The sequence below is a fragment of the Psychrobacter sp. ER1 genome (assembly GCF_048631835.1).
Taxonomy (GTDB): Bacteria; Pseudomonadota; Gammaproteobacteria; order Pseudomonadales; family Moraxellaceae; genus Psychrobacter.
Map to the genome: position 1 here is coordinate 1,793,259 of NZ_CP184640.1, position 26,601 is coordinate 1,819,859.

Genomic DNA, 26,601 nt, shown 5'->3' on the forward strand with positions numbered 1-26,601 from the left:
CTAAACGTGCATTTAGAACGTCAAATATAGTGCTAAGTCTCTATAAGTATAACTAAGTTTTAGTTTTCTCATTCCAGTTATCAGTCAATTAACTGCTCGACTACCCTTGTCAACCAACACTTTTGTCCGCATAATGAATGTTCCTATAAATCAGCTAGACGATATATAACCATGACAACATCAGTTACCCATAATGCAGATATTGACGACGTGAATATTGAAAAATTTATTCCTTTGATTACTCCCGCCGAGCTAAAAGCCGAGCTGCCTCTGTCAGACGACGCGTATAACACCGTACTAAAAGGTCGTAATACTATTCAAGATATCTTGGATGGTAAAGACAAGCGTTTGTTTGTGGTCATTGGCCCTTGCTCTATTCACGATATCAAAGCCGCTCACGAATATGCCGATCGTTTAGCCGTATTGGCAAAAGAAATCGAAGACAGTGTATTTGTGGTCATGCGTGTTTATTTTGAAAAACCTCGTACGACGGTTGGCTGGAAAGGCATGATCAACGACCCTGACATGAATGACAGCTTTGATATAGAAAAAGGCTTACGCACGGCTCGTAAATTGCTACTTGATCTGAATGAAAAAGGTCTACCTTGCGCGACTGAAGCACTTGATCCAAATACACCGCAGTACATCCAGGATCTAATCAGCTGGTCAGCCATTGGTGCACGTACCACTGAGAGCCAAACGCATCGCGAAATGAGCTCTGGCTTATCATGTCCAGTTGGCTTCAAAAATGGTACTGATGGTGGTATGACGGTTGCTGTCAATGCCATGCAAGCGGTTAAAGAAGGTCATAGCTTCTTAGGTCTGTCGTCAGACGGTAAAGTCTCTATCATCAAATCTAAGGGTAATCCTTACGCGCATGTAGTACTTCGCGGTGGTAACGGTAAACCTAACTATGATGAAACTGCGGTAGCCCAAGTTGAAAACGAGCTAGCAAAAGGCAAGACCAATAGCAAGATTATGATTGACTCTAGCCACGCCAACTCAGGTAAAGACCCTTACCTACAACCGATGGTTATCAAAAACGTTGCTGAACAAATTCAAAATGGCAATAAATCAATTATCGGTATGATGATTGAGAGTCACTTAAAAGGCGGCAATCAAAAACTGACTGCTGATTTGAGCCAGCTTGAGTACGGCAAATCAATCACCGATGGTTGCCTAGATTGGGATAGCACCGTCACAGCATTACGCGAATTACGTGATATGGTAAAAGATGTGCTTCCAAATCGCTAATAGCTATCCGCGATAAATTATCGTCGAGCAAACAATAAAAAGCCCCTTTCGCACTGATGTGAAAGGGGCTTTTATTTCTGAACGTTTTATAAGAAATACTGTATTCTAAAACTTGATTAGCAATGACCATCAACGATACGTGTTTCATTAATTGGTCAGAGCTAACCCTGCTCTCAATTAACTATTTGCAGCATCTAGCACGCTCTCTAAGCTTTCGAGCACATGCTTAGATGAGACATTCTTTTGTAAATCTACCAGCTGCTCGTGCGCCATTTGACGGCGCGGCTCAGCCAACGTATTCCAGCGGGCTAGTACTTGCATTAAGCGTGAGGCTAATACAGGATTGGCATCATCTAATTTTTGAATCACGCCTGTATACATCTCTAGACCTTCTGCCGTCCAGAGTACCGTCGGTTGTGAGCTAAAAGCGCTGATGACTGAACGGACACGGTTAGGGGTATTCCAATCAAAGTCCGTATGCGTCAGTAGCGACTTAACCATATCAGGCGTCACATCATCAGCCGCAGCTTGTACACTGAACCACAAATCGATAACCAGATCGTTTGATTGGAAACGCTCATAGAAGTCAGCCAAGTACTTATCTGCATCTACCAATTGGTGATTGACCATGGCCTTCAATGCACCAAAGCGCTCAGTCATACAGCTTGCATTGTCATACTGCTGCTGTGCCCAGTCTGCTGCATCGTCTACATTAGCAGTCAACGCCATATCAAGCACGACATTACGCAACGCACGAATGCCGCGAGCTTCAGCGCTATCCTCATAAGACTGCATTGGCAGGTTATTGTACAGCTCAGCCCATTGGCCTTTTAACTTACCAGCTACTTGCTTGTATAGCCCATCGCGCTGTTCTTTAACCAGCGCTGGATCGTAGTCTTTAGAAATAGCAGAAGCCAACTCTTGCGCTGATGGAATATCAAGCAATCGTGCCGCTAGCATCGCATCGTCAGCCGCTAAGACAGGCAGCGTCTGCGCCAATGCTTCTAGGTATACATCAGGGCTGCTCTTCGTACCTTGTCCTTGCAGCAAAATACGATTTACCAGCATTTGAGTTACTTGCCAGCGGTTAAACCCATTAGTTTCATGCTTAAGCAAAAATGCTAAGTCTGCATCTTGGTAGTCATAGTTCAGCTGTACTGGCGCACTAAAGTCACGTAGTAATGACACGACAGGCTCACTTGCGACATTCTCAAAGACAAACGTTTGCGTCGCCTCATCAACCAATAACATACGCTCAGCAACGATAGCGCCTGAGTCTTTGTCAAACAATGCCGTTGCTACAGGTATCGGCAATGGTTTTGGTGCATCGAAACCTTTGACATGGCGTGTTTGCTGATTCAAAGTGATGGTCAGCGTCTGTGCTGCGCTATCATAGGTTTGAGAACCCGATACCACTGGCGTACCAGGCTGACGATACCAATCAATAAAATTCTCGATTTTGTCATCAGTGATACTCAGCGCTGATAAAAAGTCCTCAACCGTTACCGCTTGTCCATCATAGCGACGGAAATACTCATCTGTTCCTTTGCGGAAGTCATCTGGCCCTAACGTATTGGCAATCATACGCACAATTTCAGCGCCTTTCTCATAGACAGTCGTCGTATAAAAATTATTAATCTCAACAAAACTTTCTGGACGTACTGGATGCGCTAATGGACCTGCATCTTCGCTGAATTGATGGGCACGCAGGGTCGCCACGTCATCAATACGCTGCACTGCACTTGACTGTTGGTCTGCTGAGAATGACTGATCACGGTAAACGGTAAAACCTTCTTTCAAGCACAGCTGAAACCAGTCACGGCAAGTAATACGGTTACCTGTCCAGTTATGAAAATACTCATGAGCAATAATGGCTTTTACGCTAAAACTGCGCGCATCGGTGGTCGTCTCAGGGCTAGATAACACGCAAGCAGTGTTAAAAATATTCAAGCCCTTATTTTCCATCGCCCCCATATTGAATTGGCTGACCGCCACAATCATGTAGCGATCTAGATCGTAGGCTCGACCATAATTGACCTCATCCCACTTCATGGCATCCTTTAAGGCTTGCATACCGACATCGCATTTATCGATATCAGTAGACTTGGCATACAACTCAAGCAATACTTCTCGACCTTCGCTAGTCGTATAAGAATCTGTCAATACATCTAAATCGGCAACCACACAGGCAAATAGATAGCTTGGCTTATTGGTTGGATCGTGCCAGATGGCATAATGACGGTCTGGCGCATCGGCCACTTCACCTGCTTCGACTAAGTTACCATTAGCCAATAACGTCGGATAACGCTTATCTGCTTCGAGTCGCGTGGTAAATATCGCCAACACATCAGGGCGATCAGGATAGAAAGTAATCTTACGGAAACCCTCTGGCTCGCACTGAGTCACAAACATCGTGTCGTCACCACTACCAGCCATGTATAAGCCTTCAAGCGCCGTATTAGTCTGGGGGCATATACGCACTTGAATATCTAAAGTAGCTCGCTCAGGGGCATTATAAATCGTTAGCCTGCCTGCTTCCTGCTGATAATCCTCAGTACTCAGCGCCTTACCGTTCATCGTAATCGTTAGCAACTCTAACGACTCACCAAATAAGACAATATCCCCTACCGTTTGGCGTACCATCTCAAGCTTACTGTCTACCTGTGCGTAGTCTTCAAACAGCTTAATATCTAAATGTACTGTCTCGACATCAAAACTTGGTTTGGTATAGTCTTTTAAGTTAATCTTGCTTGGCGCATGGGGCGGCACATCTGGCATTTCAGGATTGATGATTTGTGCATCAGTTTCAGCAGTAGACATATGGTGTCCTATTATTATCGTTGATTTGGTTATAAGTTATTTTTACTAGGAATGAGCAATATAATAATGAGTAATATCATTTCGCTATTTGCAGAAGGCTTTAGTGCAAATAAAGACTTAGTCTCTAGGCTAACTAATCAGCTAAGCGCATAGTAAGCTAAGCACATAGACAAAGCTTCGCAGTGATTAAGCTAACTTTTATTACTAAATTGATTTTCTCATCAAGCTTATAGCTAGATTGACCTAAATCGCCAAATTTCAAGTATGTAAAGTAAGATATCGTCGGTTCAAGATGATTTAAATATGAAACATACGTTATCAATTGGATAATGTCGTTGAAAATGATTTAATAGTCGTACTGATGACCAATCATTTAACTAACGGCTTATTATATGACAAAAAATACGGTGAAACGCGCAGACATTACCCTACCTTTGCTTATAGAGTATGTTGACGCGCTACTACCCTCATTGACGACTCAGACAGAACAGTCATCTGATCATAATAAAGATAATAGTGAAGCATTATGGGTAACACATAACCATGCCAACTTATTAGCACTACAAGCCCAACTTGACGATACTACATCTACTAACGAGAACACTGAAGCAAGGCTGAATGCACGACACTTATCAACGTTATCAGATCTTGCTAAACAGCATGTACCTGATCGTTATGAGCTTGCTTGCTTTTGGCTACCCACCTTGTCAGAAGAGCTGACTCAACACTATGTGCCGCTACTCATGCGCTACCGTGACCTGTATGCCGCGCACTTGCTTATTGCATTGGACAGCTCGATAGACCTAAAATCTTACGGCTTTACGCCATTTGATATATTGAATGAGCCATCTCTAAATATTGATGACATTCAATCTATTACCTCATCAACCGTTACTGCAACGCTTTGGCAATTTAACCTATATGATTACAAACAACTGCCGAATTGGCTCAATGCTGACTACTGGGCCAACCCTGAAAACTGGGGCAAGCACCGCTGGTAATACGCTCGATTTTATCTATCGTAATTTACAGTAAAAATACTTACATAAATTAACATTTAGTATATTATAGATAGAGATTGCCTAAGTTTTATCGGAAGCAGTTTAAAAAACAAATTTAATTAAAATTTTAGGAGCTCGTCATGTCAATCAGTTTTTCTAAGATCGCTGTTCTTGCTGTACTATCAAGCGCTGTTGCACTGACCACTGGTTGTGCTACCAAGCGCACTACTTCAGAAGTTGTGGTTGCCCCGCTAGGTATCCCAGGTGGACAAGTTGGCTACAATGGTGCGGTTATCGTTGATAACTCAAACGCTGTCATCACGGGCGCTGAGAATATTCAAGCAGTGGTCTACTTTGCCTTTGATAGCAGCGAAATTACTGCTCAATCAGCGAGCGTCCTTAACCAACACGTAAGCCTGCTAAATTCAAACCCAGCAGCGACTGTCGTTATCGCAGGTCACACTGATGAGCGCGGTAGCCGTGAATACAACATGGCACTAGGTGAGCGACGCGCACAAGCTGCACGTAACTACCTAGCTGCTCAAGGTGTCACTGCAAACAACATCCGTGTGATTAGCTATGGTGAAGAGCGCCCTGCAGCAGCTGGTAACACTGAAGACGCGTATGCACAAAACCGTCGTGCTGAGCTGTCTTACTAAATTGTGATTTAGCGTTATTTATAGCGTTCGATAGTTTAATGAAAGCCCAGCAAGAGTATATTGCTGGGCTTTTTGGATTTTTAGTAGGTTAATTAGATATAAACTATTTAAATATAGCTATTGTATGACTATCTATGTATCAAATACATAGCGTTCATAATTACACATTCTTATATATTCAATTCTACAATAATCGTTTTTGATGACTATTAATATATGCCGACTTCCAACCTTACCCAGATACAGTACACTCAACTCGACATCACGACATGGTGTGTGACTGCCCAAGTGAGCGAGTCAATCAGTCATTCAGTCACTGGAAGCTTGTGCAATACATCCTCATGGTTGTCATCATGTAATACGTCGTATGAAGACATCATCAAGTTTAATAGCCTAAATTGGAACTATCAGGTGGCGACAACAGTACCTAAACACTCAGTACCTGCTCTAGCACGTAAACAGCGTCAGCAGCAGCGACAAGGCGTCAGGCAACTATTGCAAGAGCTGCTTAAAAAATTAGAAATAGATGACACCTTGGATGAGTCAAGCTTTCCCTATCGGCTCGTTAATAGTCAGCATTACGTATGCTTTAGTCATACAGGATCTGGTAGCTCAAAGCAAACTACAGAATCGAATCAGACAAATTTTACGCGTTTACATAGCAAAATAGCGGTTGTTATCAGTCGTCAGCGTCCTGCTGGTATCGATATAGAGACCAATAATATTGCATGGCATGTAGTCAAGCGTTTCTATTCAGAGAGCGAGTTGACCATTTTACAAGAGCTATCTACAGATCAGCGTGAACGCACTGCCAAACTATTGTGGCAAATAAAAGAAAGCTTTATCAAAGTCAACCAATATACATTAGCTCAAGGCTTAAGTATGGATTACTCTCACCTTATTCCTAGCTTGATTGAAAGTAATAGAGAGATTAACTCTGCATCTGTACTCAATGATAGTGAAGATACGGATTACCAATCTGCTTATCGCATTGCCACGTTACAATCGCAGCAGACTGTCATCGTTTTTTGAGCAGAGTTTTCTCAGTAAAGTTCAAACCTGATTTTTAGCATATCTTTTAATACTTTATTTTAAGCATAAAAAAACGACCCTAAAAAGGATCGTTTTTTTATTTTCTACTAATGACAGTCTTTAAACCGTGATTAGATTAGAAACGGTAAGTTGCACCAAGTTTAACAATTGGGAACCACTCTAACCAATCTTTATCTTCTAAATCTTTCTCAGCTTGGTCAGCTACAAGTTCTGCAGCTGGATTAGTATTACCAGCTACGCGATTAATTGTTGCAGTGGTTTTACCCATATATGCTGCGCCAACTTCACCAAACAAACCAAAATTGTTAGTAATATTAGGACGGAAACCAACTGTTAGGTAAGGTGCTAACTTGTTACGATGTTCAATAGTCCCTTCTAAAGCACCTACGTCACTTAATAGATACTTTTCACCATTAACACTGTAATACGCGTCGTCACCACTACCCTCAGGATTTGCACGCACATCAATATCGTTGTCAGGAACGATGATACCAGCACCCATCGTGAACCAGTTACCAGTAGGACGCAATTGCACACCTAAGTAAGGATTGCTAAAATCACTATCAACATCATAATTGATGTCATTTGCGTCAAAATCACCGCCGAAAAGGTCAGCTACATCGCCACCTGCCCAACCAGCTTGCAATTCAGTTTTTTCGTTAAGTGACCAACCGATGTTAGCACCATAACCTAAAGTACCAACTTCAGCACTAACAGATGCTGGGTTGATAGCTGTTTGAAACAAAGTTTTAGTGCTACCAAGTACCGCACCAGTAGTGTTGCGTACTACACCAGCGTCAGCATTGTATGCATAAGCAGCAGGTTCTGCTTCATAAGCTACAGCGACTGGCTCAGCTTCATATGCAACTGCAGCGTTATTATCAACAACGATAACTGGCTCAGCAGCTAATGCAGCAGTTGATGCTAGAACAGCAGCAGAGATTGCCGTCAATTTAATCAATTTCATAATTATTCTCCTAAAGTGTGAAATAAACCCGCCCATAAAAAACGATGATTGTGCTTTTTTAAACCATCATTTTGTTGAGGTGATTAAAACAATTCTGACTTGAAAAGTCACCCCTACTGATGCTGTTTTTATTTGCTATTATGTAAAGATTGCATAGGTACTGTAATAATTGCTACACCAATCTGCAAAAATTCGCCTTTATGTTACATAACGTCCTTAAAGTAACCAAACAGCGTAAACATGAGACTTAACTTGCTTAATGTTTATGTAAGGGTATTGCAAAACATGTCCACATCGTTATCTAAAATATCGTCCAACTCAATGACAGTTATATGGCTTAACCTTACAGAATAGTGTGCCTTGTGAGTTGACGTATCTATTGTTACTTATATAAGAGAATTTACGACAACAAATAAAACGATATAAATGATCTCATATAACGCGACTAACGCTTGCCTCAAGCGAATATTATGCTAAATTAGTTGTTATAATAGATTTGTTATAGAACGTCATTAATGTCACCATTTGTCTTAGTTATGAAAACCTTGTGATGCTGTCTGCTCTATTTCTTTACTCCTAACGAGTCATATATATGCCTAAAGTATCTTCGATTACCCGTGTCCTAGAAATCATCGAAGCAGTGTCCTATGCTTCAAAACCGCTTTCTCCACTCGAGCTTTCACAAGAGCTAGATATCCCTAAACCGACCATTCATAGATTGATTCAAAATTTGGTTGATGATGGTTTTTTGACTGTTGATATTGGTGGCGGTATTATCCCTGGTAAGCGCGTACGCAATTTGAGCGTTGAGCTCTGGCAGCAACGGTTATTTTTTAACGAACGGCAGATGATTTTGCAAAAGCTGGTTGACGAGCTAAAAGAAACTTGCGGCATTGGTATTCCTTATCATATGAATATGATCTATACCAACCGTGCTCAAACGACCTTACCACTACAGATTTATCTTCCTGTCGGAGCAAAATCACCCATGTGGTGTACAGCGACTGGCAAGCTCTATCTAAGCCAACTATCTACAACTAGCCGTATGAAAATACTACAAGGGTTACCATTAGATAAGTTCACTAAGAATACGATTACTGATATCGATGCATTAAATGCCGAGCTTGATCGTATCGCTGATACTGGTATCGGCATCGATAATGAGGAGTTTATCTCTGAGATGGTGGCAGTGGCTGTACCTATACTCGACAAAAAGTCACGCTATCTGGCTTCTCTCTATTTGCATGCACCAACTATACGAGTATCACTCGACGATCTGCTGACTCATGTACCACGCCTACAGAAAGCTGCGCAAGACGTTCAGACGCTCGTCTACGATCTGCAAAGCTAACACAGTCTATTAGCCATAAAAAAGGTCTACGCTATGATTTTAGCGTAGACCTTTTTTCTTTTAGCAAATGCATTCTCTTAATTAATGCTACCTACTAGTGATACGAAAAATTCGTAATACTGGTATGTTTAAGAATCGATATGTCTAAGAAGGTTACATCCAAAAGAGACAAAGTTAAGAGAGTCATACTTAGGACAATAATGAGACATCATGACGTCCGATAATACTAGAAAAGTCTTTATCACCATTCTCTACAGTATGTGAGGCATATAACTCTGTTGCTTTAGCACCCATTGGTGTTTCCACCTCAGTGTCTTGAGCTGTCTGCATCGCAAGGTTTAGATCTTTTTGCATCAATTTGCTCATAAATCCGCCTTGGTAGCCATTGCTAGAGGGCACATTTTCCATGACTTTTGGATAAGGATTATACACTTCTAATGTCCAGTTACGCCCTGAGCTCTGTAGCATAATATCTGATAGCACTTTGGGATCTAGACCGTTCTTGACGCCTAGATTAATCGCTTCTGCCGTGCCTGCCATTAGAATACCTAGCAGCATGTTGTTGCAAATTTTTGCCACTTGTCCTGCGCCATGCTCGCCTGCATGAAAGATATTTTTTCCCATCACGGCAAGTATTGGCTCAGCCTTAGCAAAAGCAGCAACATCGCCGCCAACGATAAAGGTCAAACTACCAGCAATTGCCCCACCTGTACCACCAGAGACTGGTGCATCCAAAAAGTCGATGCCAAGCTTACTTGCCGCCTCTGCTACTGTCCTTGCATCAGCCGCCGCAATCGTACTACTGTCAATCACAAGTGTGCCTTTTGGCAACTCTGCTAGCAGACCATCAGAACTACTATCACCTAAATATACAGAGTGTACATGCTCACCGGCAGGCAACATACTAATCACAACTTGAGCATTACTTGCAGCATCTTTAGGACTTTTTGCGACACTAGCCCCTGCTTGCTTCAAGCGCTTAGTAGCAGCCTCAGACAAATCAAAAACAGAAAGCGCATAACCTGCCTTTAATAAGTTCTCTGCCATTGGTGCACCCATATTACCAAGCCCAATAAAGGCGATATTTGGTTTAGAGTTATTATTATCCATCGTACTTATATCCTTTGTACCCATCTCATCACTCCTTGATGATTTATGTTGTAGCTATTGCTACATACTATTTAACAGTATTTATTAGTAAATTTTGCTTATGTCCTACGTTGTAAATATCTTTTAGGCAGTTAGCGGACACTTTGACTAGCTAGTGCGTTATCACCCAGCCAATCGCTCAAAGGATGCTCACCTTTTGGATAAGGATTAACAAAATGCTGATCGATATGCGCCTGTCCTTCTACACTGAGACAGTCTGCTAATGAACGCGACCATTTAGGATTTCTATCTTTATCAATTAATAATGCCCGCACGCCTTCTTTAAAATCAGGATTGGCCGCGCAATGTACTGCGACATTGGTCTCTAAATACAGTACTTGTTCGATCGATAAGTCAGCGACTTTGTGATACAGCGCATAGGTTAATGCAGCCGTTACCGGGCAGCCATGGCGATAGGTTGCGACTGCTCGCTGTGTCCAGCTGTCTGCTGCAAAGTCTTGGTTTAACTGTGCGAGCGCAGTATCGCTTTGTAGCAGTGCATTGATATCATCCAGACCGCCACTATTCATCAGTTGCTGAATAGGCTGCCAATATGTTGCAAGCTTACTATCAGGCAGTTCGGCTACTGGCAGCTCAGCAAGCGCACGGCTAACAATACTATGAGCACTATTGTCATGGCACTTATCTGCACCGCTCGTGTTATCGACTACCTGCCAGTTGCTCTGTTTGAGGCGCTGTATGACGGCACCATAATCATGACTGGCAACGGCATACTCTGCTAAATTAGCTAATAGCGCATCGTTGCCATTGCACATCGCGCCAGTTAGACCTAAAAACAAACCCGTCTTAGCAGGCATACGCTGCAAAAACCAACTGCCAGATGCATCAGGGAACAGTCCAATTGTGACTTCAGGCATGGCAAAACGCGTACGCTCAGTGACCAGACGATGACTACATCCTGCCATCAGTCCCATACCGCCGCCCATGATGATACCGTCACCCCAAAGTATCAGTGGTTTCGGATAAAAGTGCATTTGACGATAGAGACGATACTCGTGACTGAAAAACTCAGTGGCATACGGGTTTGGCATTGGTGCACTGGTAGACATGCTGTCATAGAGCTTACGAATATCTCCGCCCGCACAGAACGCTTTGTCGCCTGCACCTTTTAACACAAGCGCTACCACTTGCTCGTCCGCTTGCCATTGCTCTAACTGCGCTGAGAGCAATTGACACATATCAACGCTGAGTGCATTAAGTGATTTTGGGGTGTTAAGTGTCATGACTCCAATCAAGTGCCCGCAATCTGTCGGCTCAGTATTGAATAACACAGGTGCTTCTTGTTTAGTATCGTTCGTCGCTGTCATAGCTGCTGTCATAAAAGTGACCTACAAAATTAAATAATAGAAATGGCTCAAGCGTTTTGACCGCTGTTTATTTGTTTTGCCAATTGGGTTTACGCTTTTCTAAAAAGGCCTGCACCCCTTCGCGCTGATCTTTGGTATCAAACAACTTCACGAACGCTTCACGCTCATGGATGAGGTTTTGCGCAGGTGGAGTGTCTCTAGCCGCTTGAATAAGTTTCTTGGAATAACTGACAGCAACGGGTGATTGCTTTGCGACTTTTTTGCTAAGTCTTGAGCGATTTGCAAACCATCACCTTTGACCGCGACCTCTTCAACCAAACCGATACGCAATGCCGTATCTGCATCGACCCGCTCACCACACAGTATCATACGTTTGGCCCAACCTTCCCCTACTAACATAGGTAGATTTTGCGTGCCGCCAGCACATGGCAATAATCCTACGCCTGTCTCTGGTAATGCCATCTGGGCGTGCGCTTCTGCAATACGGATATCACATGCGAGCGCACACTCTAATCCGCCGCCCATCGCATAACCATTGATAACTGCAATACTGACACCGCGGTAGGCAGATAGCGCTTCGAATGCCTCACCAAATGCAATTGCCATGCTTATTGCTCGGCCTTTATCACCATCTGAGAAATTGTTTAAATCTGCACCCGCTGAAAAGAACTTTTCGCCATCTCCATGCACGATTAACGCATAGATATCGTCATTGGCATTGAGATCTGTGATGAGCTGCTTAAGTGCATGTAGACTGTCCATCGTCCACGTATGTGCAGGTGGGTTATTCAACGTCAATGTTGCGGTATGACCATCAATAGATAGCTGTAGATTGGTATAATCTGTCATAAAACATCCTTGTTTTAGTAAAGCGAGATAAATTAGCGTAGCTGGCTTAACCCTTCATCTTGCAAGACTTGACGTGAAATAATCACGCGCATGATCTCATTGGTGCCTTCTAGAATTTGATGCACACGCAAATCGCGTACGTGGCGCTCAAGTGGATATTCGTTTAAATACCCATAGCCGCCGTGCAATTGCAGAGCTTCATTGGCAACATCAAAACAAAGATCGGTGGAGAGACGCTTTGCCATTGCGCAGTAGGTAGACGCTTGCCCATCATTGTTATCGACTTTACTCGCCGCAAGATAGAGCATCTGGCGCGCTGCGATGGTCTGAGTCAACATATCAGCAAGTTTAAATTGGACAGACTGCAAGCTAGCAATTGGACTGCCAAATTGGCTACGCTCTTGGACATAACTGGTTGCGGTTTCTAATGCAGATTGTGCCGTTCCTACCGCGCAAATACCAATATTGATACGACCACCGTCTAGACCTTTCATCGCGATACGAAAGCCTTGACCTTCCTCACCTATCAAGTTCTCTACTGAAACTTTGACGTCTTTAAAGCTAATTGTGCGTGTTGGCTGTGCTTTCCAGCCCATTTTATGCTCGTTTTTGCCATATTCGATACCAGCACTATTGGCGTCTACAACGAACGCTGACACGCCTTTGGGCCCAGCGCCACCAGTACGTGCCATTACTACCAATACATCAGTTGAGCCTGCGCCAGAAATAAAGGTTTTTTCACCATTCAGTACATAATGCTCGCCTTGCTTCTCCGCTTTGGTACGTAATGAAGCTGCATCAGACCCTGCATTTGGTTCTGTTAGGCAATAGCTACCAAGCCACTCACCGCTGACCATGTTAGGTAGATATTTTTTGCATAGCGTATCGCTGCCATATTCACCAATCATCCATGCGGCCATGTTATGAATACTCATATAGGCGGCCACAGCCGTATCGCCCCATGCAAGCTCTTCGAATACCATCGCTGAGTCCAGTCTTGGTAAGCCCAAGCCGTCATATTCTGGATTGGTGTACAGTCCCAAAAAGCCAAGCTCACCAGATTTTTTAATAACATCTATTGGGAAGTGCGAGTTGCGATCCCATTCGGCAGCGTTTGGCTTTAGCTCTTTTTGTGCAAACTGACGGGCCGTTTGGCGAAAGGCGACTTGGTCATCGGTCAATGAAAAATCCATAGGGTCATCCTTGTTCTTATAGATCAAATAGAGGGCTTAAATCTCAGATAAACGTTAATAAAAGCGCTAGTAAAAATATTGGTCAGAGATTTTATAAGACATTAGCGCGACATAATAGCGGCATAACGATAATAAAATTGCGTTTAATAGTACCGCAAGTCGCATTATCGTCATACCGAAAACACAAAATGTCATAATGAAACAACAATGAGTTGACGATTAAATTGAAATCGTCGTATTGACACCGCGGCTCGCTTCATCATCAAACCAACGCGCCGTCACTGTCTTTGTCTGAGTATAGAACTGGACGGCTTGCTTGCCATAAGGCCCTAGGTCACCAAGCTTGCTGCCACGTGAACCTGAGAATGAGAACATAGGTAGTGGCACAGGGATTGGCAAGTTAATACCGATTTGACCAACTTGAATGTCTTGCTGGAATTTATGTGCAGCTGCCCCTGACTGAGTAAATATCGCTGTGCCATTGCCATGTGGGTTGGCATTCAGTAGTTCAATCGCTTCATCTAAGCTGGCAGCACGCATAATACACAGTACAGGACCAAAGATTTCTTCTTTATAAATTTGCATATCACTTGTGACATTATCAAAGATCGTCGGGCCTACAAAGTTACCTTTCTCGAACCCTTCAACGGTAATGCCACGACCATCTAAAATCAAGCTCGCGCCTTCTTCCACCCCAGTTCCAATCAAATGCTCGACACGGGCTTTTGCAGCAGGAGAAATCAGTGGTCCCAAATCCTTGTCATTTTTGCCAGCTGAGACGACTAAGCTTTCTGCTTTTGCTTTAATCTCATCAATCCACTCACCAGCTGCGCCTACTAGTACGACGACCGATAGCGCCATACAGCGTTGACCAGCTGCACCAAATGCTGCGCCTGCTAACTGATTGAGCGTTTGTTCTTTGTTAGCATCAGGCAGGATAACGCCATGGTTTTTTGCGCCCATCATGCACTGTGCACGCTTGCCTGATTGGCTGGCACGCTCATAGACATGTTTGCCTACATGAGTAGAACCGACGAAAGAAACCGCTTTGATATCTGGATGGTCGCAGATAGCATCGACGGTTGCTTTGCCACCATGTACCACGTTTAGAACGCCTTCTGGTACGCCAGCTTCAATCGCTAGCTCTACCAAACGCATAGTCACCATTGGATCTTGTTCAGAAGGTTTTAGGATGAATGTGTTGCCTGTAGCAATCGCCATTGGGAACATCCATAGCGGAATCATCGCTGGAAAGTTAAATGGCGTAATACCAGCACAAACACCGAGTGGTTGCCAAATACTATAAGTATCAACGCCTGATGCGACGTTTTCTACAAAGTCGCCGATTTGCAAATTGGCGATACCAGCGGCATGCTCTACCACTTCTAAACCGCGGAACACATCACCGCGTGCATCAGCAATCGTCTTTCCTTGCTCTGCGGTCAAGATTTCTGCCAACTCATCCATATGATCACGAATCAGAGACTGATACTTTAAAAAGATACGCGCACGCGTGGTGATTGGCGTTTTGCGCCATGTCTCAAACGCAGTCTGTGCGGCTGCGACAGCTTGGTTAATCTCATCATTAGTAGTTTGTGGCACTTTGGCAATGACTTCTTGCGTCGCAGGATCAGTGATATCAATCCATTCGTCGGTGTTTGATTGTACGAACTGACCATTGATGAGCTGTTGAACGTGGTGCATAAGATATCCTTATCTTTTTTGCGAGACTACCGTGTGACGGCACCTAGATATTTATTAGAAAAATAAAAGCGATGAGTATCTGACTATAAAATATTATTAAAAACTAAATTTTAAAATGATTTATTTTGTATCGTTATTGACTATAACAATAAATCATTTTTACGGTCAAGCGCTTTATCAAACTTTTATATAAACGTATTTTTATAGACCCTATTTTGGTTGACTCATAAAATCAAAAAAGCCCATGATTGCTCATGAGCTTTTAGAAAATAAATCTATTTGCTATGTGAAATAACGATCATTGCTGACTTATAGATGATTGGCTTATAGATCGATACATTGGACCAATCAATAGTCCTTCATTGCTTGCTTGATCGCATCGATGGCTGAGGGGTTGTCAAGTGTTGACATATCTCCTGTTGGCTGGTCTTCCGCTAGCGCACGAATTGAGCGACGTAGGATTTTACCCGAGCGTGTCTTTGGCAATGCCTGCGGGAAATAAATAGCAGCGGGTCGAGCAATACCGCCCAAAGATTTGACAACAGCACCTATGACTTGTTGCTCGATACGAAAACGGTTTTCAGTGGTTTCAATTTGCGTTTGATCTTTTAGGACGCAGAACGCAATAGGCAACTCGCCTTTTAGCTCGTCTTGAATCCCTACCACAGCACACTCTGCCATCTCTGGATGCATACTGATGGCCTCTTCAATCTCTTGCGTGCCTATTCGATGACCTGCGACGTTTATCACGTCATCAGTACGACCTAAGATGTAGAAATACCCTTCTTCATCTGTCACTGCATAGTCCGAAGTTGAGTACTGCTGACCATCAAACAGACCAAAATAGCTGCTAATAAAGCGCTCGTCGTTACGCCATACCGTGGTGAGACAACCAGGCGGTAGTGGTGCTTTAATTGCAAGCAATCCTTTTTCGCCAGCCTGACAAGGATCGCCCGTTTCCTCGTTGATGACATGCGCTTCATAGCCATACATCGGGTAACCAGGTGACCCCTGCTTGTGCGGCTTATGATTGAACTTTGGCGTATGGCTGAGGATTGGCCACCCAGACTCTGTTTGCCAATAGTGATCTAAAATTGGTACGCCTAGATGCTGAGTCAACCAACTAGCCGTTGATTCATCAAGTGGCTCACCTGCCAAAAAGAACGACTTCACACTGGAGACATCGTAACGCGTCATCCAGCTTTCGTCTTGTTTTTTGAGCATGCGCACGCCTGTGGGCGCGGTGAATAAAATATTAACTTTGTTGGCTTCAACGATACGCCACCAAATACCAGGGTTTGGCATATGCGGCAAGCCCTCATACATAATACTGGTCATACCCGCCAGTAACGGCGCATAGATCGTATAAGAGTGCCCGACAGCCCAACCAATATCAGATATCGCCCAGAACGTCTCGCCAGCCTTACCATCATAGACATAATCTATCGACGTCGTCAGCGCGACGGCATGACCACCTGTATCGCGCTGCACCCCTTTAGGTGTGCCAGTAGTACCAGAAGTATAAAGTAGATAGGACGGGGTATTTGACTCAAGCCAAACCGGCTCTACGACTGCATTGGCCTCGCAGCTATGACGACGCTCGGTCGCATAATCAACATCGATCGCTTTGGTTTCAAATGGCAATATACCGCGATTGACCACCAGCACATGCTCTGGCTTGATAGTCGCTTGCTCGACGCCTTGATTGACTAGGTTTTTATAATTGACGACCTTACCACCGCGTAGCCCTGCATCTACCGTAATGACCATTTTTGCCTCGGCATCGTCCATACGGATAGCCAAGTTATGGGCAGCAAACCCACCAAATACGACTGAATGGACGGCACCAATACGAGCACAAGCCAGCATAGCGTAAGCCGCTTCTAATATCATCGGCATATAGATAATGACACGGTCACCCTCGCCAATACCGTGACGCTGTAGCACATCGGCAAAATAATTAACTTCTTTATACAAGTCATTATAAGTCAGGCGGCGCTTGGTATAGTCTGTATAAAACTCGACGTTGTTACCCAAATCTTTAAACGAATCAACGACCGCTGGAAAGGTTTCTATCAATTCTTGATTAATCTCTGATGACACCCACACAAAAGCATCTTGCTCTGCCCGGTCTGCCAGATGACGATCGACGCAGTTATAACAAAGATTGGTCTCACCACCGACAAACCATTTGGCAAAAGGCAGATTGCTGTCATCTAGAATTTGCTCAGGCTCTTTATGCCAATAGATACGCTTCGCCTGCTCAGCCCAAAACTGCTCTCGATCCGTAATAGACTCATGATAAATATCAGCGAAGTTTGGCGTGTCTGTCATTTGGGTAGAAACTGGGGATTGGGAATGGTCGCTCATAGTAGCTGTCCTTAGCATAAACGAGAAATGAGGCAATAGTACTTTATAGTTAAGGCACTCAATAAGTTGTAACGGTACTCACCTCGCACGGCGCACTGTCTGCGTACAACTGGCTGATACCAACTCTAAAATGCTTCAACTATAAAAAACCATGTCTTAGTAAATACTGGTCATCCTTGCCAGAATTAAATAACCGATACGATATGTATCGGTTTAAAATGTAGCAGAGCCTATCGGAAAGGTCAACTATTAAGCGTGTAATACGCACTACATTTTGACGAATACAAATACTTGAAAATCTAACTAATACTAATTAAATCTCAGTTTGATTGGCATACATTTCACGCATGACTTTTTTGTCATGTTTACCAACGGAAGTTTTGGGTAGCTCATCAACGAATTTAAACTGGCTTGGCACGCCATACTTAGGAATGATACCGCGCTCTACCGCTTTTTCTGCAATCGCTTTGATATCATCAGCACTGGTATCCTTAGCATCAGGCTTTAGCACCACCAAAGCCAACGGACGCTCGCCCCATTGCTTATCACGCACCCCAATCACTGACACATCGGCTACTGACGGATGTAGTGATAAAATAGTCTCAATCTCTAGTGATGAAATCCACTCACCACCTGATTTTATTACGTCTTTTAAGCGATCGGTGATTTTGATATAACCATCAGGACGTATGTAAGCGATATCTTGGGTATGCATATAGCCATTTTCCCACAGCTCTTTGCCAGCGTCGTCATTTTTAAGATAGCTTTGGGTCAACCAAGGCGCGCGTAGTACCAGTTCGCCTGTATTTTCTGGTCCTGTACCTACGGATTTGTTGCCCTCGCCCCATACCTGAGCATCGACCATAAGTACGGGTTTACCTGTCATACAACGACGGGCAATGTCTTCTTCTTCAGTCATTTCAGGCTCATCGAGACTAAAACCCGTTAAGCTAATAAGCGGGGCGGTCTCTGACATCCCGTAGCCTGTGTAAACTTCAATGCCTTGTGCCATCGCCGTTTTGGCTAGACCTTCTGTCAATCGTGAGCCACCAATAATCATTTTTAGACCATTAAAGCTAGCGGCGCGATCTTGCGCTTCTTTGAGTACCATTTGTAAAATTGTTGGTACACAATGGGTGATACTGACCTCTTCATTGACGATCAAATCCATCAACGTATCAGGCGCATAGCGACCTGGATAGACTTGCTTTAGACCTACCATCGTTGCTGTAAATGGAAAACCCCATGCATGCACATGGAACATTGGCGTCATAGGCATATAAACATCACCATAGCTCACGCCTTGCTTATCAGGCAGCATACCCAAGGTTGCCGCTTCTGCTAGTGTATGTAGAACTAGCTGACGATGGCTAAAGAAAACCCCTTTTGGATCACCTGTCGTGCCTGACGTATAAAAAGTCGTCGCAACGGTGTTTTCATCAAAATCCGGGAAATCAAAGTTGCTATTAGCAGCTTCTAATAGCGCTTCATACTCGCCAGTGACACGGCTTTGATTACTGCCAAAGATACCTTCAGCAGTGACACCGTTGTCATCAAGCCAGATAATATGTTCAATACTTGAGTTCTCGAACTGATAGTCTTTCACCAATGGCGCAAACTCAGAGTTGAGCATGAGCACTTTAGGCTTGGCATGGTTGATGGTATAAAGGATTTTCTCAGGCGATAAACGAATATTGACGGTTTGCAAAACGTACTCTGACATTGGCACGGCAAAATAAGACTCAAGATAGCGATGACTGTCCCAATCCATCACGGCAACCACATCACCTGCATCGAGCTTTAGGTCTGCCAATACATTGGCCAGGCGATTGATACGCTCAAACAACTCTTTATAAGTCAGGCGCTTTTTGTCCGCATACACAATCTCTTGATCTTGCGATACCGTTTTTGCACGGCTTAATAGTTGCTTGACCAGTAATGGATAATCGTAGGCAGATGGTGCACTGTGGTAAATGTTTGACATAGATTTGACTTCCTTGTTTGTCGTACTTATAAGGGGTAAATAACAATAATAATAACAATCAAGTTAATAGCAGCATAAAATCTACTGCGCTAACCATTTTAATTTTTATAATAACATCGTTATTGATAGTAAGAAAAAAGCGACGCTGTGTAAAGCGGTCTTACATTAAGTATCATAAGATAGCTAACTGAACATATGCTACATAAGACAGCCAATCACTTTGCCCGTACTGTGGTTTTAATCATGCCAAAACTGGCTATCAATAACGCCAATATCTGCACAAACAATAACAACCATACGGTAAGAGACCACTGCCCTCGCGCATAAGCTATGCCACCCAGCCATGCCCCTAGCGTACCGCCTGTATAGTAGCCCATATAATATAGACCCGATGCTAATGAGCGACCCTTTTTCACATTGACAGCGATATAGCTGATGGTCGCTGACTGTGTGATAAATACACCAGACGACATAATAGCCAGTCCTATAATCACCCCCATAATGGCGTGACCAGAGTCAATAACAATCCAACCATAGACACGACGATAGCCACCCGTACGGTACGCGCCGACCCAAATCGGCGTAGCAATGTCGTAGATAATGGCGTGATAATAACACCAAGCAAATATACCGCAAAAATATTGGCGAGCGCACCAGTACCAAGCTCATAAGGCTTATCTGCCAAATGTAAATTGATAAAAGTGAAGCAGCCTACAAGGGAGAACAACACGCAAGCGCCAAGCAGACATGCTGTTACCACATAGCGATTGGTGACATGCTCACCCAGCGTCTGTATCGCTGAGCGAAAATTAGGATTAGCAACAAAATGACGAGACGATGGTAGCATCTTGCCAACCCATATTGCCCCCAATAGCGTCATCGCCGTCATCACATAGTAGCCATGACGCCAGCCAATCAGCTCATGTAAATGCCCTAACAAGAACCGACCCATAAAGCCGCCAAGCACGCATCCTGACACATAAAAGGACATCAGCTCAGTCATCGCCCGTCCCTCAAACTCCTCACCGATATAGGCAATTGTCACCACTGTAATACCCGGTACGGACAATCCTTGCATGAAGCGCCAAATGCCGACCCATTCAATGCTCGAGCTCTGGGCAATGAGCGCTGTTGGTATTGCCAAAAACAATAAAGCACCAACGATAAACGACTTGCGCCCGACTGCATCTGAGAGCATACCCAAAAATGGTGACATAATCGCAATAGCCAATACAGTGGCACCAACGATCATGCCAGCCTGTACTTCGGTCGCAGCAAAGTCCACCATCATGACCGGTAGTACTGCCTGAATAGAATACACTTGCAAAAAAGCAAACATACCTATTAGACCAATTGTGAGCTTCAATATCCACGACGTTGAATGATTGGAGGTGACTGGTGGCACAGCTGTTATATCTTGGATCTGATCTTTAGAATTATTCACAGGGGATCTGACTATATTGGTTATACCATGACTGTAAATAATAACCGTCACTGGCGTGGATGGTAGAGAGGAATAACGGTGATTGATGCTAAATGTATAAGCAAAAGCACCATTATTAAACGATAAATGTTCATCATAATGACAAGCCAATTATGGTAGCACATTCACTAATATACTCAGGTTTAAAAGTGTTATTAACACTTGATAGATTCTTTATTTGGGCTAGAGATTATCGTAGAAAAATTTGACTAGGATCCGTACTTCAATTTGAAATCCTGAAGGCAGCTTTTGACTCATAAGGTCAAGATCAACGTTACGTTTAGCGCATATACAGGGTAGTATGGTCAGATGCTATTGACTCACTTGCTACGCATTTAACTTCTTTAATGATTGATAACAATGACAGTTAACAATCACTACCTGTGTCTATTTTTGCTAACCTAGAGACGTGCACGACCACACAACCTTTTAAAACACAATTTACTATGATGAAAAATATGGTGCTTTCACAACTTATTATCGCGATGAGTACATTGGTTTTCTCTACGATGGCTGTAGCAGAAATAACTGTGTCCGAGACTAGCATTAAAGGTCTCAACCCAGTTGGAGCATCACTCGACGCTACAAATTCACTAGCGGCAGTAGACTGTATAAAGGATAACGCTATCACTGCTACTGATCTTACAAAAACACGCGATAATGGTCCGTTTTCTGTCAGTACCAAGCAAGTGAGTCGCCAATCAGCCAATGGCTTCGGTGGCGGTACCATACATTATCCAACGGATGCTGGTAGCTGTGGTCTGCTAGGTGGTATCGCGGTAGTGCCAGGTTACGTGTCTTATGAGTCTTCTATCAAATGGTGGGGACCGCGTTTGGCCTCTTGGGGTTTTGTCGTTATCACTATTAATACTAGCTCCATTTATGATAATCCGGATAGCCGTGCTGAACAATTGAGCGCGGCTCTCGATCATCTCATCGCTGATGAAACAGTGGGTCATATGATAGATCAAAATCGTTTGGGCGCGATTGGCTGGTCAATGGGCGGCGGCGGTGCGCTACGACTGGCAACTGAGCGCAGTACGGTGCAAGCCATCATTGCACAAACGCCCTATCACGATACGAGCTATGGCGCGATGGATACGCCTGCTCTATTCATCGCTTGTGAAAATGACCGTATCGCCCCGAATAAAAAATATACCAATACTTTTTATCAAAAAGCTGACGGTCCAAAAATGAAGGTCGAGATTAACAACGGCAGTCATTTCTGTGCCAGCCATCGTTTTAACGAGAAACTATTAAGTAAGCCTGCTATCGCATGGATGCAACGTTATATTAATGGTGATACCCGTTTCGATAAATTCTTATGTGGCAATGAAAGCTACAAAAATGATCCTCGTATCTCAGCCTATGATTACGAAGACTGTTTATAAGCTATTTTCAATCTACTTACGAAAGGGAGAACAGCTTTCACTGTTAATCATGACATTTGAATAACAACTCTTTTTTATTTTTACACATTTACATTGCTTCTATCTTTTTTAGTACAGACATTACAGCCATAAAAATCAATAATTATATAGTCAATCCTCTATAAATTGGATACGGTGTCAGGCTCGCTTAGTCTACAACTTGTAATACTTTCACTAGCCTTCCTTGTATCCAAATTATATTGAACCGACTATAGGCTGCTACAAACAAGTAAAACGATTGAATAAATGAACGATTAAGGAGCAATGTTGATGACTGATGAGATGTATGATTTAGGTGCAGGATTTTGGAGTATTCGAGGCTCATTTATCAAAAATGGTATCCTTGATATTGGGGTTCAATGTGCACTCATAAGACTATCATCAGAGCGGTTTATCTTTTTAGATAGCTATACATTAACTGGCGATGTGCGTCAGCAAGTCATGGCATTGACCAATGACGGTCAAAATGTCGAAGCTGTCCTCAATGTTCATCCGTTTCATACAGTACACTGTGCTCAAATGGCCAAAGACTTTCCACAAGCAATATTCTATGGGAGTAGCCGACATCCAAAGCAAGTACCTGAAGTTAATTGGGCAGATGATTTGGTCGAAAACGATGCCGTTGCTGCGCGTTACCCTGAACTCCAATTCTCTATACCTCAAGGCATTCATTACATCTCACCTGACGAGACGGTTCATGCCAGCTCCTTATTGGTCTATCATCCTGCTAGCCAGAGCATTTATGTCGATGATACCTTTGAGATACCCCCTTCCAAGTTAATAAATGCCGTGCAGCCTAACCTAGGCTTACACCCTACTACCAAAAAGGCGCTCAAAGATGAGCCAGATGCAGCTAAGCACTATTGTGACTGGGCAGTAGAGCTAGCACACGAGTGGCGTGATGTTCGTCATTTTTGCGGCGCACATTCAGGCTTAGTGGTATTTGAAGATAGTCAGTTTAAGACAGCACTTATCTCAGCGATTGATTTGGCTCGCCCTGAGCTTGAGAAGGCATAAAAAACAAACATAAAGGCGTAAAGAGTTAGAACACATACCATTAAAACAGCTCGAAAAACAAAGTTTACAGTGAAAAAGTAGCTTTGTTTTATTCACATATTTTATTTAATTAACTAGACGAGGAAAATTATAAATGACTGATCACATTCATGATTTAGGCGCAGGATTTTGGAACATACGCGGAACATTCCGTCTCGGTGGCGTGCTAAATATCGGCACTCAATGCTCGCTAGTCAAGCTATCATCAGGAAAATTTATCTTTTTGGACAGTTACGCCCTCACGGATGATGTTCGAGACGAGGTTATGGCACTCACTAACAATGGTCAAGATGTCGAAGCGGTGCTGAATGTACATCCTTTTCATACAGTCAGCTGTGCTCAAATGGCCAAAGACTTCCCGCAAGCCACGTTTTATGGCAGTAGCCGTCATCATAAAAAAGTACCAGAAATCAATTGGGCAGATGATTTGGTAGAAAGTGACGCAGTCGCTGCACGCTATCCTGAGCTTGAGTTTTCAATGTCAGAGGGCATTTATTATATCTCGCCCAATGAGATGATCCATGCAGGTTCTTTATTGGCTTATCATCCTGCCAGTCAAAGCTTACACGTAGATGATACTTTTATGAGTCCACCAACGAAGCTATTAGAAGCTGTATTGCCTGAACTAATATTGCACCCTACGACCAAAAAAGCACTGAAAAACGAGCCAAACGCTGGTGCGCAATACTGCAACTGGGCGACTAAGTTGGCTCATGAATGGCGTGACGTTCGCAATTTCTGTGCTGCGCATTCTTATCTTGTTCAGTTCAAAGAAGGTGGGTTTGAGAAAGCACTGGTGAAAGCTATCAAGAAAGCACGTCCAAAACTAGAAAACGCCTAATTTCTCACACCTTAGACATATATTTTTTATAGATATAGAAACGGGTCGCTATTACTGTATTTACTAATGTAGCGACCCATTTTTTGAGCCAATAACTTTATAAAATATACGATTATTGAAACTTATTATCGAAATAGCAAAGTAGCCAGCTCATCTTCATTGTTCAGAATATCTGCCAGTGTATAACGCTTAAGCACATTAACAAATGCGGTGAGCGCTTCAAAAAACACGCTTTTTAGCTGACAGGCTGGACTAATCACGCAGCCTAGTGATTTATTCTTTTTTCCTCAATAAATGTCACTGGCAAATCCGCCTGATGAGCGCCCTGCTCACTATCATTATGAGACGCTGGTACGGCAAAGCACTCTACCAGATTAAAATCAGGCTCTATCTGTTTGATCAATACGCCCAAATTAATATCTTTAGGCGAACGTGCTAATCGTATGCCACCATTTTTGCCACGCACACTCTCTATATAACCAAGCTGACCTAGCTGATGAATAATCTTGGTCAAATGACTTTTGGAAATACCATAACTATCAGCAATATCGCTAATATTAGCTAGTAGCGACGGATCTGGTCTCACAGCTAAATAAATCAATGAGCGTAGCGCGTAGTCACTATAATTGGTCAGTCGCATGTACTTGCGTTCCTCTTTCTTCGTATAATTTTTTAAGTAGATTAATTTGGTCAAAGTAATCCATATTTTAGCAATGGCATCATTAGATCGCTCTACCCAAATAAGCCATCGGGTCTGGGGCGTGCCAGCATCGGTAAATAACTGATGCAAAATAGCACAAAACAAGCAATCCAAGTGCCTTGAGCAATCATAATCCATATTAGGTAATGACTCATATCTACTAGCGGTAGTAGTACGCGGCTGATAAATACCAATACCATCAAACCGTACATAACGCTTACCGTTTTTGGCGGTTGATAAATACTGCGACCTGTATGTCCCAGAGATACTCTAGTCATCATTGCTAACGTCATCATACCAACACCAGCAATCGACAGGCCATGCATAGCGATGCTATGCGGATAACCGAGCCAAGGTTGTAGTGAATACAATAAAAAACTCAAACACATGCCTGAAAATGCAATGTACAACGACCAAAGTAATGGCTTTTGCCAAATACCTTGATGATACCATCCTATCAGACGTACGATATTAATCACTGCTACGCCAAGTGCAGTAATCGTTAAAAAATACTTATTTGGATAAAATACATCACTAATAAAAAGGCGAAGAAAAACACTAAGCTTGCGATATCTTGTGTCTTACTATTATGTAGTTTAATGGGCTCTGACGTTCCCATATCTATACTGAGACCACGTTCGATAAAAAATGGTACTACGCGGCGGCCAATCGTCAGCACCAGCCCGATAATCAAGTAGAACCCAAAATAAATGCCTATCTTAGTTGTGTTCATATCAGCATTGATAATGCCCCAATAGCAAAGTCCGTTGCCAAAGATCAGCAGTGCCAGTTTTGCTAATATACCCATTTGCTTATATTGCTTAACTTGCCATACTGCTCGACATATCACATATGCCATCGAGGCGACAAATACCATATCAAAAATGGCTGCTATATATAACCACGATATACTATCACCTATGAACGTTATGCCAAGCCCAAAACCTAACCAGCTCAGACGTGCCAGCAACCAACAGACAAAGATACCTAGCAACTTATAGCCATGCGGCATCATCACCCCTGTCCATGTTTTGACTGCGGTTAGCAAAAACCCGGCTATCACTGCCATGGCATAACCATACACCATTTCATGGCCATGCCAGTATAACGGGTTCAAAACTTGTGCATCGATATCCGTGTAACCAGTGAACACAAACGCCCATAGCAGCATCGTTGCCACAGCAAATAGCGCAGCAGCACTAAAAAATATGCGAAAGCTCAAATTAAGGATAGAATGCGGAGAGCTTGGTGGTTTGCTAGGTAACTTGATAGATTGCATAGTCATCTTCTTAGAGGGATATAGATGGCTCTAATTATAACATTCATTTTAAATGAACTTTATAAATCTTTAGTCTAACTATAAAATACTTTACTCACCGAAGTGCGGCGCCTACGGTAGTCTCTCAAAG

Annotated in this window: 18 protein-coding genes and 3 pseudogenes; 8 read left to right on the forward strand and 13 right to left on the reverse strand. The window is 43.2% G+C overall.

Going from position 1 to position 26,601, the window contains the following annotated elements:
• Positions 1-171: 171 nt before the first annotated feature.
• Entirely contained in the window at positions 172-1,254 is a 1,083-nt protein-coding gene (locus tag ACOBWA_RS08090; protein ID WP_057760477.1) for a 3-deoxy-7-phosphoheptulonate synthase, read from the forward strand.
• A gap of 177 nt (positions 1,255-1,431) precedes the next feature.
• Here ACOBWA_RS08090 and pepN read toward each other — a convergent pair whose 3' ends face one another.
• Positions 1,432-4,032: an aminopeptidase N gene (pepN, locus tag ACOBWA_RS08095; RefSeq protein ID WP_420230745.1), complete on the reverse strand. Its 2,601-nt coding sequence runs from the start codon at positions 4,030-4,032 to the stop codon at positions 1,432-1,434.
• A gap of 434 nt (positions 4,033-4,466) precedes the next feature.
• On the opposite strand from pepN, the gene ACOBWA_RS08100 reads away from it, so the two are divergent.
• The 3 genes from ACOBWA_RS08100 to ACOBWA_RS08110 all read left to right on the forward strand — a co-directional run bounded on the left by ACOBWA_RS08100 (position 4,467) and on the right by ACOBWA_RS08110 (position 6,766).
• Complete coding sequence (locus ACOBWA_RS08100) at positions 4,467-5,075, forward strand: DUF6231 family protein (RefSeq protein ID WP_420228992.1); 609 nt, start codon at positions 4,467-4,469, stop codon at positions 5,073-5,075.
• Positions 5,076-5,215: 140 nt separating this feature from the next.
• A complete protein-coding gene (gene pal / locus ACOBWA_RS08105) occupies positions 5,216-5,734 on the forward strand; it encodes a peptidoglycan-associated lipoprotein Pal (protein ID WP_261870698.1) in 519 nt (172 codons plus the stop codon).
• A gap of 216 nt (positions 5,735-5,950) precedes the next feature.
• Positions 5,951-6,766: a 4'-phosphopantetheinyl transferase superfamily protein gene (locus ACOBWA_RS08110; protein WP_420228993.1), complete on the forward strand. Its 816-nt coding sequence runs from the start codon at positions 5,951-5,953 to the stop codon at positions 6,764-6,766.
• A gap of 136 nt (positions 6,767-6,902) precedes the next feature.
• Here the strand turns inward: ACOBWA_RS08110 and ACOBWA_RS08115 are convergent, their stop codons facing one another.
• On the reverse strand, positions 6,903-7,754 hold the full coding sequence (locus ACOBWA_RS08115) for a hypothetical protein (protein WP_420228994.1): 852 nt from the start codon (positions 7,752-7,754) through the stop codon (positions 6,903-6,905).
• 592 nt (positions 7,755-8,346) lie between these two features.
• On the opposite strand from ACOBWA_RS08115, the gene ACOBWA_RS08120 reads away from it, so the two are divergent.
• A complete protein-coding gene (locus ACOBWA_RS08120) occupies positions 8,347-9,105 on the forward strand; it encodes an IclR family transcriptional regulator (RefSeq protein ID WP_102078462.1) in 759 nt (252 codons plus the stop codon).
• Positions 9,106-9,294: 189 nt separating this feature from the next.
• On the opposite strand, the gene mmsB is transcribed toward ACOBWA_RS08120, so the two are convergent.
• The 9 genes and pseudogenes from mmsB to ACOBWA_RS08165 all read right to left on the reverse strand — a co-directional run bounded on the left by mmsB (position 9,295) and on the right by ACOBWA_RS08165 (position 21,021).
• Positions 9,295-10,239 carry a 3-hydroxyisobutyrate dehydrogenase gene (gene mmsB / locus ACOBWA_RS08125; RefSeq protein ID WP_420228995.1) on the reverse strand — a complete coding sequence of 315 codons (945 nt, stop codon included), beginning with the start codon at positions 10,237-10,239 and terminating at the stop codon, positions 9,295-9,297.
• Between the two features lie 107 nt (positions 10,240-10,346).
• Entirely contained in the window at positions 10,347-11,594 is a 1,248-nt protein-coding gene (locus tag ACOBWA_RS08130) for an enoyl-CoA hydratase/isomerase family protein (protein ID WP_420228996.1), read from the reverse strand.
• Between the two features lie 55 nt (positions 11,595-11,649).
• A complete protein-coding gene (locus ACOBWA_RS08135; RefSeq protein ID WP_420230746.1) occupies positions 11,650-11,793 on the reverse strand; it encodes an enoyl-CoA hydratase-related protein in 144 nt (47 codons plus the stop codon).
• On the reverse strand, positions 11,730-12,431 hold the full coding sequence (locus tag ACOBWA_RS08140; RefSeq protein WP_420228997.1) for an enoyl-CoA hydratase: 702 nt from the start codon (positions 12,429-12,431) through the stop codon (positions 11,730-11,732). The genes ACOBWA_RS08135 and ACOBWA_RS08140 overlap by 64 nt, the downstream gene beginning before the upstream one ends.
• A 32-nt stretch (positions 12,432-12,463) precedes the next feature.
• Positions 12,464-13,624, reverse strand: a complete 1,161-nt coding sequence (locus tag ACOBWA_RS08145) for an acyl-CoA dehydrogenase family protein (protein WP_420228998.1) — start codon at positions 13,622-13,624, stop codon at positions 12,464-12,466.
• A 219-nt stretch (positions 13,625-13,843) separates the two neighbouring features.
• Positions 13,844-15,328, reverse strand: coding sequence for a CoA-acylating methylmalonate-semialdehyde dehydrogenase (locus ACOBWA_RS08150; protein ID WP_420228999.1), 1,485 nt, complete (start codon positions 15,326-15,328; stop codon positions 13,844-13,846).
• Between the two features lie 348 nt (positions 15,329-15,676).
• Complete coding sequence (locus ACOBWA_RS08155; protein ID WP_420229000.1) at positions 15,677-17,698, reverse strand: propionate--CoA ligase; 2,022 nt, start codon at positions 17,696-17,698, stop codon at positions 15,677-15,679.
• A gap of 313 nt (positions 17,699-18,011) precedes the next feature.
• Positions 18,012-19,682 (reverse strand): fatty acid--CoA ligase, encoded by a 1,671-nt coding sequence (locus tag ACOBWA_RS08160; protein ID WP_420229001.1) that lies wholly within the window; start codon positions 19,680-19,682, stop codon positions 18,012-18,014.
• 215 nt (positions 19,683-19,897) lie between these two features.
• Positions 19,898-21,021: pseudogene (locus tag ACOBWA_RS08165) on the reverse strand (MFS transporter).
• Between the two features lie 602 nt (positions 21,022-21,623).
• Between ACOBWA_RS08165 and ACOBWA_RS08170 the strand changes: the two are divergent.
• From ACOBWA_RS08170 to ACOBWA_RS08180, 3 genes are all read left to right on the forward strand, one after another.
• Positions 21,624-22,556, forward strand: coding sequence for a dienelactone hydrolase family protein (locus tag ACOBWA_RS08170; protein ID WP_420229002.1), 933 nt, complete (start codon positions 21,624-21,626; stop codon positions 22,554-22,556).
• Positions 22,557-22,865: 309 nt separating this feature from the next.
• Complete coding sequence (locus ACOBWA_RS08175) at positions 22,866-23,612, forward strand: hypothetical protein (RefSeq protein WP_420229003.1); 747 nt, start codon at positions 22,866-22,868, stop codon at positions 23,610-23,612.
• 133 nt (positions 23,613-23,745) lie between these two features.
• Positions 23,746-24,492, forward strand: coding sequence for a hypothetical protein (locus ACOBWA_RS08180; RefSeq protein WP_420229004.1), 747 nt, complete (start codon positions 23,746-23,748; stop codon positions 24,490-24,492).
• A 125-nt stretch (positions 24,493-24,617) separates the two neighbouring features.
• Here the strand turns inward: ACOBWA_RS08180 and ACOBWA_RS08185 are convergent.
• Positions 24,618-25,132: pseudogene (locus ACOBWA_RS08185) on the reverse strand (Rrf2 family transcriptional regulator).
• Positions 25,133-25,224: 92 nt separating this feature from the next.
• Positions 25,225-26,477, reverse strand: a pseudogene (locus ACOBWA_RS08190) (NnrS family protein).
• Between the last annotated feature and the right edge of the window lie 124 nt (positions 26,478-26,601).